General features: G+C 48.5%; 14 protein-coding genes and 1 pseudogene. 10 read left to right on the forward strand and 5 right to left on the reverse strand.

All coding sequences use genetic code 11. The features are described 5' to 3' along the window. Window positions 1-63: 63 nt before the first annotated feature. The 5 genes from NC796_RS17985 to NC796_RS18005 form a co-directional block, all read right to left on the reverse strand. Complete coding sequence (locus NC796_RS17985; RefSeq protein ID WP_310686413.1) at window positions 64-1,500, reverse strand: sigma-54 dependent transcriptional regulator; 1,437 nt, start codon at window positions 1,498-1,500, stop codon at window positions 64-66. 247 nt (window positions 1,501-1,747) lie between these two features. Further along, window positions 1,748-2,101: a hypothetical protein gene (locus NC796_RS17990; RefSeq protein ID WP_310686415.1), complete on the reverse strand. Its 354-nt coding sequence runs from the start codon at window positions 2,099-2,101 to the stop codon at window positions 1,748-1,750. A 21-nt stretch (window positions 2,102-2,122) separates the two neighbouring features. Continuing rightward, on the reverse strand, window positions 2,123-2,500 hold the full coding sequence (locus NC796_RS17995; RefSeq protein ID WP_310686417.1) for a hypothetical protein: 378 nt from the start codon (window positions 2,498-2,500) through the stop codon (window positions 2,123-2,125). 3 nt (window positions 2,501-2,503) lie between these two features. After that, window positions 2,504-3,907, reverse strand: coding sequence for a flagellar filament capping protein FliD (gene fliD / locus NC796_RS18000; RefSeq protein ID WP_310686420.1), 1,404 nt, complete (start codon window positions 3,905-3,907; stop codon window positions 2,504-2,506). Window positions 3,908-3,934: 27 nt separating this feature from the next. Continuing rightward, on the reverse strand, window positions 3,935-4,264 hold the full coding sequence (locus tag NC796_RS18005) for a flagellar export chaperone FliS (protein WP_310686422.1): 330 nt from the start codon (window positions 4,262-4,264) through the stop codon (window positions 3,935-3,937). 257 nt (window positions 4,265-4,521) lie between these two features. Here NC796_RS18005 and NC796_RS18010 point away from each other — a divergent pair, with 257 nt between their 5' ends. From NC796_RS18010 to NC796_RS18055, 10 genes and pseudogenes are all read left to right on the forward strand, one after another. Next, window positions 4,522-4,668: a hypothetical protein gene (locus NC796_RS18010; RefSeq protein ID WP_310686424.1), complete on the forward strand. Its 147-nt coding sequence runs from the start codon at window positions 4,522-4,524 to the stop codon at window positions 4,666-4,668. A 145-nt stretch (window positions 4,669-4,813) separates the two neighbouring features. Then, entirely contained in the window at window positions 4,814-9,775 is a 4,962-nt protein-coding gene (locus NC796_RS18015; RefSeq protein WP_310686426.1) for an FkbM family methyltransferase, read from the forward strand. A 2-nt stretch (window positions 9,776-9,777) separates the two neighbouring features. Next, a complete protein-coding gene (gene rfbA / locus NC796_RS18020; protein ID WP_310686428.1) occupies window positions 9,778-10,662 on the forward strand; it encodes a glucose-1-phosphate thymidylyltransferase RfbA in 885 nt (294 codons plus the stop codon). Then, a pseudogene (locus NC796_RS18025) lies at window positions 10,655-11,060 on the forward strand (sugar 3,4-ketoisomerase). The gene rfbA and the pseudogene NC796_RS18025 overlap by 8 nt, the downstream one beginning before the upstream one ends. Further along, complete coding sequence (locus NC796_RS18030) at window positions 11,050-11,499, forward strand: FdtA/QdtA family cupin domain-containing protein (RefSeq protein WP_310686429.1); 450 nt, start codon at window positions 11,050-11,052, stop codon at window positions 11,497-11,499. The pseudogene NC796_RS18025 and the gene NC796_RS18030 overlap by 11 nt, the downstream one beginning before the upstream one ends. Next, complete coding sequence (locus tag NC796_RS18035) at window positions 11,468-12,016, forward strand: acyltransferase (protein ID WP_310686431.1); 549 nt, start codon at window positions 11,468-11,470, stop codon at window positions 12,014-12,016. The genes NC796_RS18030 and NC796_RS18035 overlap by 32 nt, the downstream gene beginning before the upstream one ends. Next, window positions 12,013-13,134: a DegT/DnrJ/EryC1/StrS family aminotransferase gene (locus tag NC796_RS18040; protein WP_310686433.1), complete on the forward strand. Its 1,122-nt coding sequence runs from the start codon at window positions 12,013-12,015 to the stop codon at window positions 13,132-13,134. Before NC796_RS18035 ends, NC796_RS18040 begins: the two co-directional genes overlap by 4 nt. Before the next feature lie 17 nt (window positions 13,135-13,151). Then, complete coding sequence (locus tag NC796_RS18045) at window positions 13,152-14,426, forward strand: CDP-glycerol glycerophosphotransferase family protein (protein WP_310686435.1); 1,275 nt, start codon at window positions 13,152-13,154, stop codon at window positions 14,424-14,426. An 11-nt stretch (window positions 14,427-14,437) separates the two neighbouring features. After that, window positions 14,438-14,740 carry a hypothetical protein gene (locus NC796_RS18050; protein ID WP_310686437.1) on the forward strand — a complete coding sequence of 101 codons (303 nt, stop codon included), beginning with the start codon at window positions 14,438-14,440 and terminating at the stop codon, window positions 14,738-14,740. Then, complete coding sequence (locus tag NC796_RS18055; RefSeq protein ID WP_310686439.1) at window positions 14,733-15,545, forward strand: formyltransferase family protein; 813 nt, start codon at window positions 14,733-14,735, stop codon at window positions 15,543-15,545. The genes NC796_RS18050 and NC796_RS18055 overlap by 8 nt, the downstream gene beginning before the upstream one ends.

A 15,545-nucleotide genomic window follows, 5' to 3' on the forward strand; every position in this document is an offset into this window, starting at 1 on the left:
AGGCCGATATTTCGGCCTAAAACGAAAAATGCAAGGTGCATTTATGGATTATTTTGCCGGTTTTTACCTATTTGTACCCGCAAAATTAAACACGACCCAAATCGGCAGGTAATTCAAAGGCCTCTTTCGAATGGTTCGGTCAGAAATTCCGAGTATTTTGGCAGCCTCTTTTTGGTTTCCCTGAGTGTGTTCGAGTGCCTTTTTTATCAGCTGCAGTTCCATATCCTCAATCGACATCAGGGGCAGGTCGGAAAGTACTTCCCCGCTTACTTCAATGTCTACTTTGGCGAATAGGTTTTTCACCACGTGGTTCATGGTGATGACCGAACTGTCCTGGGAAAGGATCACGCCCCGGTGAATTTTATTCTCCAGCTCGCGTACATTTCCGTGCCAGTCTTTCCCCATCAGGTGGTCCATCAGTTCATCCGACACTTCTTTGTCTTCCAGATCGTACTTGTCTGTATAGTGGTTCACAAAATGCTGAACCAGCAGCGGGATATCGCCCTTTCGATTTCTCAGAGCCGGGATAGAGATCGGGAAAACATTGAGCCGGTAGTAAAGATCCTCCCTGAACTGGTCGTCTGCAATAGCCTGGGCAATATTACGGTTCGAGGTAGCAATGATTCTGACGTCACATTGAACCGGTTTTTGGCTACCCACCCGGTAAAATTCTTTTTCCTGCAGTACGCGCAGGAGTTTGGCCTGTACTGTTATATCAATCTCTGTTATTTCGTCCAGCAAAAGCGTGCCGCCATCAGCCTCGTGGAAAGCCCCTTCGCGGTCGGATATCGCTCCGGTAAAGGCACCCTTCACGTGACCAAAAAGCGTACTTTCAACTAATTCTTTCGGGAGATTTGCACAGTTTATTTTTATATACGGCTTGTCAGAACGGGCACTTTTGTCATGGATGAGGTGGGCGAATACTTCTTTCCCGGTCCCGCTTTCCCCCTGGATCATCACCGGGGCGTCGTTCTGTGCAATACTGGGCAGGATATTCAACAATTTTTTTATTTGAGGGTCATCCCCGATAAACTTGATTTTGCCGGATGACGAAGAGGTTTCTGAATTGGCTTCGTCCTTCCCTTTTTTAGGAGTGGTGCGGTCAATCCTGTTGTTTTGAAATACGTTCAATTCAAAATCAGAATCAAAATAACGATCTACCCGAAACAGGATCTCCTTGGCCTTAAACGGCTTGGTGATGTAGTCGAACGCCCCCTTTTGAAGTGCACGGACGGCATGTGCTACATTCCCAAAGCCGGTCATCATTATAACACCAGTACCCGGGTGGTTCTTCTGGACGTGCGAGAGGACATCATCACCCGTCATTTCATTCATTTTTACATCAGTGACTACTAAATCTACCGGATTCTCTTCCATGTGTGATGTTGCCTGCACCGGTGAATCAAATGCCGCAACATCATAATCATTCATAGAAAGGTTTTCCTGGAGGAAATCCAGCAGTAATTCGTCATCGTCTACTACAAGAACTTTACCCTTCATCTACTACACTTCTCCGTTTAAATGAGCTCCAAGAATTGAGTTGTTCTACCCCGGGCAGATATTAAATAATTTTAATAGTAATTAAAAATATAAACTTATTTCGGGGGAATATTATAGGAAGGAGTAAAAACGATTTAATTATGGATTCAATTTATTCTTCAGTACTTAGTTGGTTGTTAATACGTAGCAATTTTCCCGTTAACGAGAGGTTGGAGTGCGGGATAGGTAACAGCCATTTGAGAGGCCTTTACGATCCGAGAATATCGTCGGCAATTTTCCCCCACACATCGGGATCGTTGAGCTTTTGGCCGATCTCGGTTTGTTGAGCAGCTTCGGCTGATACTTTTTTAGCCTCTTTGTACTCGTTTATCTTAGCTTTCATATCCTTCAGTCGCTCAGAAGAACCATGGTTCAGTTTCTCCAGCTCGAGCTTGGCAAAGAGCTTCTCGTTGTTAGAGTTGTAATTTTCAATTGACACCTTGTCGACAACCTTGCCGTCAGACTTGCCTTGAGCTGAATCAGAAGCTTCCTGCCCGCCTTTGGCAGCGTTTGTCTCGTTGATCTCGCCGTTTATGTGACTTGATAGTTTATTGATATTCATATCTATGTCCTGTTATTCTCCTTAAAAGTACGAAATGTCGGGTTTGTTTAAAATTTGGTATCCGTCTTCTGCTTTCCGCCGTTTCGTTGCGTCTGCTACTTTGTCTCGATATTGGTCGAGCGTCTCCTCGAGACCTTCCCGGATACGTTCGCTTAAATGATCAAATTCGTCAAACAGTAATTGCAGTTTCTTCTTTTCGCCGGCTGATAATGAACTTTCATCGCCATCTATCAATTTTTCCATCTTGTTAATATGATGTTGCCGCAGGTTAAACGTGTTGTTCAGGATTTCAGTCGAAGGTTTATCTTTTTCAAGTTCTGTTATAATTTTTTTACTGAGCCTGATCATCTGCTGTAGCTGCTGCTCCAGAAGGCTCATCCGGCTTGGAGATTGGTCCATATCCTACAGTCCCAGTTGTGTTTGAATCCGGGTGACCTGGTTATACTGAAACTGTCCCTTTTGCTGAATCTGTTCCAGCTCTGCAAATATGGTCCGCTGCCGTTCCTCGTATTTTTGGAGATATTCATTCTCCGATTCAATGCGGTTTTCCAAAAATTCAATGTTCTGATCGATCCCATCCTCAAGCGTGGAAATGATGCCGTTGGATTTGGTATACGCTTCGGCCTGCGTTTTCATGCTCGATACAACCGAAGTATCGTCCGTAAATAGCTTGCTGACTTCATCCGGCCGCTCCGTCAACATCTCCTCCAAAAGATCGGAATCTTCAATGACCATCTCACCGTCATTTTCAAAGCTAATGCCGATTTCAGTTAGGTTTTGCAATTCCCCATCTGCAGCCCCGCTCATATCTTTCAAAGCCGTCTGTCGCAGATCAGTAGAGAGGCCGCGAACGGATCGCATCTCCCGGAGTATGCCCCGGTTTCCACTTTCATCGATAAACGTTTTGCTGCGTATCTTGCTGTTTAATTTGTTAAAGGCATTCATAAATCCTTCCACATTTTCTTTGGCTTTTTCCAGGTCCTTTTCAATCGTAATCTGTTCCTGGTTGCCGGTGTCATCAAGAAGGGTGAAGGTCATGCCTGATATCGCATCATCCACCGTGTTTTGACCGCGCGTAAAGGTGACCCCGTCAATCTTAAACTTGGCATCAAGGTCTGCGACGGCCGTGTCGTGCGTCATATTACCGGTCACTTCTGCCAATGCGCCGCTGGCATTGCTAAACTGGATTCGTTCATCATAGCCTGTTTCCTGGCTTTTTATTGAAAACTGTACATTCCCGTCATTATCAGTCTGGAATACACTGGCTTCAGCTTCCTCACCCAGCAGATCGTTAATCTTGTCACTGAATGACTGTAGGATCTCTTCATTCGTCTTGTCCACTGTATTTCCACCACTGTCGGTTTTTGTGGAACTGACTGTGATTGTCTCTGTTTTATCGCCAATCGTTATATCCACCGATCCATCTCCAAATCCAGCAATATCACTGGCTGTCCCGTCGATCACCCCGGTCAGCATCGTATCGTTGTCGGCCAGCCGTTGCACGGTAATATCATAACTGGAGGGGTTGTCTAGCCCTGATGTAGAATCCACTTGTACAACCGAGTCGTCCGAGGTACTGGCCTTTAGCGGGGTTAATGCATTATTGCCGGGATCCTGGATCTCCTCAATTTTGCTCTCAAACTCGGAAATTACAGAGCTTATCTCTCCCAGTGCAGACTGCTGGTCATTTTTGCTTCTTTTTTGGCTTTGGAGCTCATACTTTTGCTGGCTCTCCAGCTGTACGAGCTGTTGGATATATCCTTCATACTTGCCAGACTGCATTATGAGATTACTAATAGAGTTCATGGTTCGCTCGGTTTATCTGGGTTTTATTTATGCCTTGTCAATGGTGAGTCCATCCCTGTTCTCTCCGTTTGCGACCTCTTCCCATGCATCACGCAGGGGTTCCAGGATCTCCCTGATTTCTTCATACTCCTCCTTGCGAGAAAGGTCCTGGCAGTACTTGTATAGCTCAAACAGCTGGTCAGACGGTTCATACTCGAAGTTCAGACTCTCTATCAGCGTGGAGAGGACATCTCTCAGCTTTTCTCCGTTTTTCCTGTAAGAAGCCTGAATTGCCAAATCGTACAGCTTAACCACTATCTGTAAAGGAGACGCATTCAGGACTGCTTGCCTTTGATAAACTTGTTGTGGATTCTGCATAATTTTGTCTATTGATGTCGGTTTTTGGCTGTAGTTATAAGCCTTATCGGCAACTTTTGTAGAAAGTTAAGTGCCATGAGAGAACTCTAATCTTTTATAGGATTCTCTAAAATTCCGGGTGTTGGCACAGTGTTCCCACCGGTGAATAATGCAATTAGCATGCCACCAATGTCGCCTCAATCCTTTGGCCCGATCGGTGCTCTCCCGACTCATGCTACAGTATCAGGAAATATAGCTGAGCGCTACCGAAGTCCTTTATGAATAGAATAGCTCGTATTCACAGTGATATCCGTGATTTGTTAACAGTTTCAGTATTAAAAGCGGAAAACTTTGGTGTCGCAAAGGAAATATTTGGAGTTGCAGGCTCTTCTTTTTTCGCGGAAAAGGTAAAAATCCAGGGCTGATATAAAGATTTATAGGAGTTAGGGGCTGACAGGTGATTTTTGAGAGGATGCAGAGGACGCATGGCATTTTTTTTGCAGAATCTATAGCTGTGGTTGCACAAAGCTGTGGCCGCATCAAACGGAAAAATAACCAGACCGGCACATTTTGAAATCAAAAATCACACACGCACAGCAGCTTTTAGACCGACAGGCATCCGACAAGGCGATCCAGCTGCTCAGGCCTCTTATGGCAAAGAAGGGAGCGCCCTGGGCTATTTTTCACCTGATGGGTATCGCCCTGTTGCAAAAAGGGGAGCACGAGGCATCCGTGAAATGTCTACAAAAGGCCCTGGACAGGGGCGGTGACGAGTCGGAGACCTATCACCTGTTGTCAGTTAATTATTACAATCTGGGCCGTTTTGAGGAGGCAGAGGAATTTGCTAAGGAGGCCCTGGATCGCCGAGATGATTTCTTGAAAGCGTGGGTGAATTTGGGGTCGCTTTATCGGGCCCAGGCGCGGTTGGAGGAGGCGCTGAAATGCTATCAGAAAGCCAATCAGCTTGATCCCCAAAATGCAGGCATCGCCTTCCGTATCGGCGCGATATACCGAGACCAGGGCGGGCTGGACAAAGCGCTCGAGCTGTTTGACATCACCCTCCGGATCGAGCCGGACTACCTGGGGGCACTGCTGGAAAAAGCGGATATTCACAAAAAAAGACAGGATTACGAAGATGCGGAAGCTTGCCTCGATACCGCACTTGAGCGGCACGGCGACTGCCTGGCCATCAGATTTAACCGTGCAGAAGTACTAAAAGACCAGGGCAAGTATGAAGAAGCGGTCGAGATCTTTGAAGAATTGCTCGAAAAGTACCCAGAACAGGGGGGCGTTCGTATAAATTACGCCCTTTGCCTGCAGGAGTTGGGACAGTTTGAGGAGGCAGAAGAAAACTACCTGGAAGTGGTGGAGCAGGGCGGGGATGCCGCCAACGCTTTTTCCAATTACCTGATGGGGATACATTACAATCCCAATCGGACCAAGGAGGAGATTTTTGAAGCACACCTGGAATGGAACGACAAATTCTTGCGGGATGTGGAGGCGGTCCGGCCACGGCCCGAAAACAAGAGTAAAGATAAGCGCCTGAGAATCGGTTTTGTCTCCGGCGGTTTTCGGAAGCACCCGGTAGGCTGGATGATTACCAAGGCACTCGAAAATCTCCCGGACGAGGAGTGCGAAATATATTGTTACACTACGAATACCAGACATGACCCCATCACCAAGCGAATCCACGATGCAAGTGACAGCTGGGCTTCGGTTGTAGGTTACAGTAACGAGGTCATTGCCGGTATGATCCGTGAGGACGAGATAGATATACTGGTCGACCTTTCGGGGCACGCTGCCGACGGTTGCCTTGGTACCATTAACCGGGAGCCGGCGCCGATCATTGTAAAATGGGTGGGCGGCCTGTTTAATACCACAGGTCTGGATGCGGTGGACTTTCTCATAAGTGACTGGTATGAGACGCCGGAGGGAGAGGAAGAGTTTTATACCGAGAAGCTGGTGAGACTTCCGGATGATTACATCTGTTTTTTACCGCCGGATTATGCGCCGGATCGGCAGCCGTTGCCCGCCAAAGATAACGGGTATATCACCTTTGGTTGTTTCAATAATCCCTGCAAGGTCAACGACCAGCTTTTGGAGCGATGGGCGGCCATCATGCAACAGGTGTCGAAAAGCAGGCTTCTTCTGAAGAGTAAACAGTATGAAACACGTTCATTTACCAACCGGATTGTTGCTACGATGGAATCGTTCGGGATTGAGCGGGAGCGAATAATATTCAAAGGTCATTCTATCCACCAAGATCACCTGGATTGTTATAATGATATTGACATCGCCCTTGATCCCTGGCCGTATTCTGGTGGACTCACTACCTGCGAAGCGCTTTGGATGGGTGTCCCGGTTGTGACGCTGCCCGGACCAACCTTTGCCGGAAAACACTCGGTTACGCACCTGAATAATGCCGGGCTGCCGGGGTTCGTGGCAGATAACTGGGAAGAATATATCGAAATGGCGGTCACCCTTGCTTCTGACGTCGAGAAGCTTACAGAAATAAGAAGCAGCCTGCGGGAGCAGGTGGCGCAATCCCCTATCTGCGACGGCCGACGTTTTGCCGCCCACCTTTCCGTGGCCTTTCGGAAAATGTGGGAACAGCGGGTCGATGGATATGAAAAGAAGTTGGAGAATTGGCAGGATCACATTGAAGTGGATCCGCTTTCGGATCAGGAGGTCGATGCGATCGTGGGATCTGTCTCCAAGCCGGAGACGCAGGAGGAAAATGAGATTGGTGAAAAAATATTGATGAATGGTGCGTGCCAAAAGCAAACGGTGAAATCTGCAAAGGAAAAGTCCAAACCATATAAAATAGAGACTAAAGAAGGAGTTACCGTTGTCGCCCCGTCAGATTTGGAGCAGTTGACAACATTTGTATTGCTGGAGCAGGAGCAGTGGTTTGAAGAGGAACTTGCGTTTGCTACGGCCTACCTAAAGTCGGGGATGAAAGCTGTTGATATTGGGGCGGGAGTTGGCTCGTATGCACTACCGATGGCTAAAAAGGTAGGTCATGAAGGACAGGTTTTTGCTTTTGAGCCCACCTCCGATACGAGAAAATTTCTTGAGTGGGGGAAGCTTGAGAATGGATTTGATCAGCTGGAAGTGATGAGCCAGGCACTTTCGGATGAAATTGCCCCGGCAACCTTTGCTGCGGGAGAGCCACCAGAGCAGAATAAGCTCGACGCGGATGGAAGTGAAGAAGTGAGTAAAACAACGCTGGATGCCTGGTGGCAGTTTACCGGACAACCCAAAATTGATTTTATCAAGCTGGATGTCGCTGGGGATGAAGCAAAAGTAATTCTCGGCGGCAACAAGTTTTTGCAGGAAAACTCCCCGGTGATCCTGTTTGCAATTGCAAACCAAGGTGAACAGGACCGGGAAATTAAGGAGCTGCTCAAAGAACTTGGTTACCGGCTGTTCGAATATATCCCAGGTCCACAGCTGCTAACTGAGCACAATTCCGACCAGCCACTAGATTCGTATGCGATGAGTCTGGTGGCGTGTAAAGAGGAGACTCAGCAGGCGTTGCAAAAGTCCGGCTGGATTTATGACGAGACTCTTGAACCGGGTGAGCCGGGGCAGGATTGCTGGCAAGAAACGCTCAATGCCCTGCCATGGACGAATTCTTTGATGGAGCAGTGGAATGAGCAGATGCATGCGCCGGAAAACAGGGAGTACCGAGAGGCATTAAATTGCATTTGTGCTGCGGAAAGGGCCGATTCGTTAAGTCGCCTGAAAAAAGGTGCCCTACTGGTAAAGGGCGTTCAGATTTTGATTCAGCTGTATAATGATGGAAACACGGGCTTGCCCGTGGCGCTAACGCTTGTCCGTGGGTTGAAAGCGCTGGGTAAGCGGGAACAGGCGGTAGAAATTTTGAAAACGGTGCTGGAGATGAGCGGTATCGGTAAGCAGAAGATAAATGTAGATCGCCCGTTTCTTTTACCACTAAAGTCTCAGGATAATTCCCCGATCCAAACAGATATTCAAAAATGGCTGATGGTCCGCGTGGTGGAAGCGTGGATTATACTCAAGGACCTGTCCACTTATTTCAGCGGTAGCCAAGAGCTGAACTTCCTGGAGATGTTGGATGGCAATCCAGAAGTGGGGAAAGAAATTATAAAACGAAATGCGCTTGTCCGAAAGGCCAATGGGGAGGAGGCTGAACCGATTCCAAATATCGATTATAACGAGTGGTTTTGGGCAGAAGGGAAAAGTTCGACAAAAGATATCATGGTTAATGGAAAGCAACCGGCTGCGGGAAGTAAAAATGCTACAGCGCTCAGGCATCTTCACTTGGCCGTACCCGGGAAGAAAGGCGGAGCCCACGGCATTCATGAAATTCGGGCACAAAAGCTGGCCAAGGAGCTTGAACGACAGGGCGTGAGTACCAGCATTGTATCATCTTCGAGCCCGGATTTTTTTAACAAGGTTGTGGAAGCAGCCGAAGAGCAGGGTCATGCATTCTATACCGGCGTCTTTGGGTACGACCTGCAGCTGCACTCTCACCACGGCATCAGCGGCAATTTGTTTGACCTGCTGGATCTCCCGGTGTTTGCATTCCTGGGGGATCACCCCTACACCGAATTTATGTGGCACCGGATGGAGCAGTGTGCGGAGAATACCGTGTTTTTGACTCCGCTCGATTCTCTGGCGGCTGAAGTGAGAAATATTTATCCCGGCAAAGCGGTCAAACCCATGGGTAATCTTTTTTCTCTTTCGGCGGATAATATTAGAAATTATTCTACGGCGCCGTTGGCAGAGCGTTCCATCGATATCTTGGTTCCATTGGGATTGCACAAATTTTTTCTGGATCAGCAACCGCTCAAAGAACAGCTCAAGAAATTGGGTGCATCCCAGAAAAAAATCGGGTACCGGGTGTATCAAAAGGCTATAAATAATTACGAGCAATCCCTTTTTGAGACGTTCCGAGAGGTCACCGACATCAAGCTCGGAAGGGCGTATAAGTTTGGTAGCCCCAAATCCGATGAGGACCGGCGCTGGCTCAAAGTGCTCAGCCTGGTGGATTGGCAGATACGGAAAGATCGACGCCTGGAGATGATGAAGCACCTCTCAGAGATTCCAGATAAATACAAAGTCACCATTCCAGCTCATCCCGAGGTTGCAAAGTTTATTCCTGAACTGCAGGGGAAACAGAATATAAATTGGATCGACCAGGTTAGCAGAACCAAGCTGGACGACCTCTACCAGGATGCTAAAATAGTGCTAAACTGCAACCCCACATTTCCCGATAAAGTCCATGCCCGCGTGCAAAATGGAATGCTTAACGGCTGTTTTGTGGTGTCTGACTATAACCCGGAACTGGACCGGATTTTTGGCGAGGAAGGCACAATCGGGTTAACCGGTGAACAGGGCAAAAAGGTGGAGGAGTACCTGTCGGCTGGCTGGGACTGTTTGGAGGAAAAAGCTGTTAAGGGGCGACAAATCATAGAATCTGAATTCACCCTTGAGAAGCACGCCGAACGCCTAATTGAAATTATAACTGAACAAATCAGCCAGTAGTTATGAAGGGAATTATTCTAGCGGGGGGGAGCGGTACGCGCCTCTATCCGCTGACTCAGGCCGTATCGAAACAACTGATGCCGGTGTATGACAAGCCGATGATCTATTATCCGCTTTCTGTGCTAATGCTGGCAGGCATCCGTGAAATTTTGGTGATTACAACTCCACAGGATCGGCAAAGTTTTAAGAACCTGCTGGGTGATGGAGTGGACTGGGGCCTTGACCTGCAATACGCAGTGCAGCCAGAACCGAAAGGATTGGCCCAGGCCTTCACTATTGGTGAGGATTTTGTCGGAGATGACGATGTCTGCCTGATTTTGGGAGATAACATTTTTTATGGACAGGGATTCCAGCCAAAGCTGCAGAAAACGGTGCAGAATCTAAATGGTGCCACGGTTTTTGGATACTGGGTAGGCGATCCCGAACGGTTTGGTGTTGTGGAATTTGATGAATACCACAAGGTCAAATCTATCGAGGAGAAGCCGGACCAGCCCAAAAGCAATTATGCCGTTACCGGGCTCTATTTCTATGACAACCGCGTGATGGATGTGGCAAAGACACTGGAGCCGTCGGATCGCGGGGAGTTGGAAATCACCGATATCAACAAGCAGTACCTGCAGTGGGGCGACCTGGATGTGGAGTTGCTGGGGCGCGGTTTTGCCTGGCTCGACACCGGTACCCACAAAGCGATGAGCGAGGCCTCGCAATTTGTGGAGACAATCGAACGCCGGCAGGGATTGAAAATCGCATGTCCCGAAGAGATCGCCTGGCGAAAAGGCTGGATTGGCACGGAAGACCTCCTGCGAGTGGCGATGAAGCTGAACAAAAGCGGTTACGGCCGGTACTTGGAACGCCTGGTGCAAAAGGAGGAGAAAGCCCATGTCTGAAGTAGAGTTGATCGATCTGCCCAAGCTGGAAGATCCGCGGGGCAACCTTACATTTTTTTGAGGATGAGAGCCAGATCCCGTTCGAAATCGAGCGGGTATTCTGGACCTATGACGTTCCCGGCGGACAGCTTCGCGGGGGACATGCCTATTACGAGCAGCAGGAATTTATCGTGGCACTCAGCGGCAGTTTTGATGTAGTGGTCACCAAGCCCGATGGCCGGGAAGTGACTCACAGCCTGAACCGATCGTATTACGGGCTGTACCTGCCGCCCAAAAAGTGGCGTCGCCTCGACAATTTTTCGACAAATGCTCTCTCGCTGCACGCTTCTAACATGACGTTTACGGAAGAGGATTACATCAGGGATTTCGAGGAGTACAGGAGGTTGCATGAGGGCTAGCACGGTCTATGACAGTTCACTTATTCAACTGCCCAAAACCTATAATCAGAAGGGCAATATCACGGCCATAAATAACCTGGAGGGGATCATCCCTTTCACCATCGACCGGGTGTATTACCTGTATGACATTCCCGGTGGTGAAGGTCGCGGTGGACACGCCCATAAGTCACTGAAACAGCTCATCATTGCCGCCAGTGGCAGTTTTGCTCTTACGCTGGCCGACGGAACGACAAAGCAGACGTTTAACCTGTCGAAACCCTATTTCGGGCTCTACATGCCGGCCGGTTTGTGGCGGGAACTGCACAATTTTTCTTCCAGTGCCATCTGTCTGGTACTGGCCTCCGAGAAGTATGATGAAGATGATTACATCCGTAGCGAACAAGAATTTAATCGATACAAGCAAAACCATGATTCATCCGCAATCAGACGTTCAGGCTGAAGATATTGGTCAGAATACCAAGGTCTGGCAGTTCACGGTTATCCTGGAAGGAGCCCGTATAGGAAAAGACTGCAATATCAATTGCCATGTCTTTATCGAAAACGATGTAAGGCTCGGCAACCGTGTAACTGTGAAAAGCGGCGTACAGCTTTGGGATGGACTCCGCATTGCAGACGATGTTTTTATCGGCCCCAATGTGACGTTTACCAACGACAAGCACCCGCGGTCCAGGCAGTACCCGGACCGTTTCCAGGAAACGAGGATTCAACAGAACGCTTCAATCGGGGCGGGAGCTGTGGTACTTGGTGGAGTTAAGGTCGGGGCGTATGCACTGGTTGGAGCGGGGGCACTTGTTACGAAAGATGTGCCGGATCGAGCTTTGGTGACCGGTCACCCTGCCGAGGTAAAGGGCTGGGTCAATGAGGATGGCTCTCCAATGCAGCAAAGTGACGGGACCTGGATCGACAATAAAAATAGGAAATGGATTGTAAAAGAAAACGAGCTGGTGCAGTTATGAGCGTTCCGTTCCTGGATTTGAAAAAGAGTAACAGCCGGTATGAGGATGAGATCCGTGCCTCCATCGGTCGGGTAATCGATTCGGGCTGGTACCTGTTGGGTGATGAGGTAGAGCGCTTCGAATGGGAGTTTTCAGAATATATCGGCATCGATTACACCATCGGTGTGGCCAGCGGACTGGACGCACTGACAATCATTTTGAAAGCCTACCGGACACTCGGACAGTTGCAGGAGGGTGATGAAGTGATCGTCCCTGCCAACACATTTATCGCTTCCATCCTGGCGATTACCAATAATGACCTGAGGCCGGTGCTGGTGGAGCCCGATGAAGATACGTTCAATATCGATCCCGACCTGATCGAGGAAAAAATTACGAATCGAACCCGTGCAATCATGCTGGTTCACCTCTACGGGCAAAATGCATATAATGAAAAAATTGGCAAGTTGTGTCAGCAGTATGACCTGAAATTGATTGAGGATGCGGCGCAGGCGCACGGGGCCTGTTACAAGGATCAGCGTATCGGTTCTATTGGCGACGCTGCGGGATTCAGTTTCTATCCTGGGAAAAATTTGGGAGCCATGGGCGATGCCGGGGCGATCTGCACAAACGACCAGGAGCTGGCCGAATGTTGTCGCTCGCTGGGCAACTACGGTGGCACATCCAAATATCGTTACAAGTACAAAGGGTTCAACAGCCGGATGGATGAGATCCAGGCGGCGGTGCTGCGCGTAAAGCTCAAAGGTCTGGATACAGCGAACCAGCGCCGCCGGGAAGTAGCCGATTTCTATATCCGGAATATTTCAAATCCAAAAGTGAAGTTGCCGGTCCTCAAAGCAGATAACTCGATCCGCAATGACAGTTCACATGTGTGGCACTTGTTCGTAGTGCGCGTTCAGAACCGGGATCGATTTATTGACTACCTGGAGGAAAACGAGATTGCCGCTTCCACCCATTATCCTGTAGCCCCCAACCAACAGGAAGGATACCCCGAGCTCAGTGATCTGAATCTACCCGTGACTGAAAAGCTCCATCGCCAGGTTGTGAGTTTGCCGATGAGTCCTGTGCTGGAAGAAAAGAGTATGCAGAAAGTCCATAAAGTGATCGCCAATTACGCCTAACCCAACAATTTGTTTCTATGACACCATCAATGACCATACAAAAAAAAGAGGATGTCGACCTGTTCCAGCTGAAAATCCAGCGGCAACAAGAGCGGTATGCGGCCACGGCAGCACGGTTAAAGAACAAGGCAACCATAAACGTGGCCTTCCTGGTGATACACAGTTCCATCTGGAAGTACCACCGAGTGTATAAGCTGATGGAGGCCGATCCGCGTTTCCACCCCACCGTTGTGGTTTGTCCCTATCTGAAAGATGGAAAAGCACATATGTCTGAGGAGATGGACAAAACGCTCCGGTTTATGCAGCATAGCGGGTACAATGTCCTTAAAACATATGATGAGGAGAACGACAGCTGGATCGATATTAAATCGGAACTGCAGCCTGATATCGTCTTCTTTTCAGTGCCGTACGATTATACCCGGGATGAGTACAGGCTGGCCAATTTCAGGTACGCGCTAACCTGCTATGTCCCCTATTTTTTTACGACTAACGGAAAGAAAGGCAGCAACTACGACGGGCCGTTCCACAACCTGGTTTGGCGTTCTTTTTACGAGACGGAGATCCATAAAAAATATGCCGAAGAATATGCGCGTAACCGGGGTGAAAATGTGGTTGTCAGCGGCTACCCGCGGTTGGATGATTTCCTGTTTGCAGATCAACAGATGGTTTCTGATCCCTGGAATAGCTCCAGTGATGAGCTGAAACGAATCATCTGGGCCCCGCACCATACTATCGATGGGCAGGGACAGGGATTGAACTATTCGACCTTCAAGACCTATCACGAGCTTTTTAAGGAAATTGCCACCGCGTACAGCGATAAAATCCAGATCGCCTTTAAACCGCACCCGTTGCTCAAACAGAAGCTGTACAAGGATGAAGACTGGGGCAAAAAAAGGACGGACCAGTACTACAGGTTTTGGGATAACCTGCAGAACGGTTTGTTGGCAGAGGCGGATTATACCGACCTGTTCCTGACCTCAGATGTGTTGATCCATGACTGCTCCTCGTTTATGGCCGAATATTTAGCGACCGGGAAGCCCTCTCTTTACCTGCTGCACGATCTGGGCGTTCGTGAGCGATTGCATCAATTTGGGAAAATGGCCCTGCACAGGCATTACCAGGCCCAGCGGGGAGATGAAATCCTGAAATTTATTGAACACCAGGCGCTGCAGCAGAAAGACCCCATGCAGGAAGTGAGGACTAGGTTCGTGAACTCCCGTTTGATGCCACCCAACGAAAAAACAGCAGCAGAGAACATAGTGAATTACGTTAAAAATGAAATTAGCCATTAAACCGAAAAAGTATGCGCAAGGTAGAAGATATAATTGACATGGCTTCCTCTGGTGATTCAGGATATGAGCAGTTCAATCGCCTGATGCGAAAGTATGAGCTGGACAAGAAAGTTTATGTAGCCTATGACCACATCATAAAGATGCCGATTACGCGACATGAGCTCCAAAAGGATGGATACGCCCAGTTGGCAATTTGCCTGTGCCTGCAGGCAGTAAAACACAACGACGTTCGATTTTACAATACAGCACTGAAAATTGGCGATACCATCGATATGGGGATGCCTGAAATCAACTTTGCAAAGCGGTATGAATAAGCAACTGCAAGATGTTTTGCTGCTGGCGACATCCCATAATGTGACCAAGGCGTATGTGGCAAAGCTCCACCAGGCAGGGCTGCGTCCCGCAAACATCCTCCTGCTCAGCTGGGAGCAGGATACGCGTCGGGAAGAAGTACGCTTTGATACAGAACCCTTGTTCGAGTTATGGGACGATATTAGGCTTTCATTATTAGAGGCTGAAGTGTATTCAACCGATTTAACCCGCCCTGCCCGGGAAGTTTTGAACGAGATTGGCTGGAGTTACAAAGAAAAGACGATTACAGATATAAACGACCCGTCATTAGTGAATTATTTGTGCAAAGATCTGTCAGAAAAGCATATCATTTTTTGCGGTGGGGGAATCCTGAGAAAGCCGATGCTGAACTGCGGTAAGCAGTTTATCCACATTCACCCTGGAGTAATACCGGATATGCGCGGCGCTGACTGCCTGCTGTGGAGTGCACTGGTTAAAAATGAGATCGGGATGAGTGCATTTTTTATGAATGAAGGTATCGATACAGGGAATATAATAACGACTCGTACCTTCGATATACCCGGTTTTGACAGTGATATCACCTCCTTTCCTCCTTCCGTGATCAAGGAAGTCCTGGTCAACCATGTGGATCCTCATTACAGGGCGGAAATGTTGGCACCACTTTTCAAAAATGCGCAGGATCCAAGTAACTGGGGGACGGTGCCTCAGCAGAACGATGAGGGCAAGACCTACTATTTTATGCACGATGCCCTGCTGCCGCAGGCACTTGAAAAGTTTTTTAAACCGCAAAAGCGAAAGGTGGGCTGA

The sequence above is a fragment of the Aliifodinibius sp. S!AR15-10 genome, from assembly GCF_031569985.1.
In the GTDB taxonomy this organism is placed as follows: domain Bacteria; phylum Bacteroidota; class Rhodothermia; order Balneolales; family Balneolaceae; genus JAMQKA01.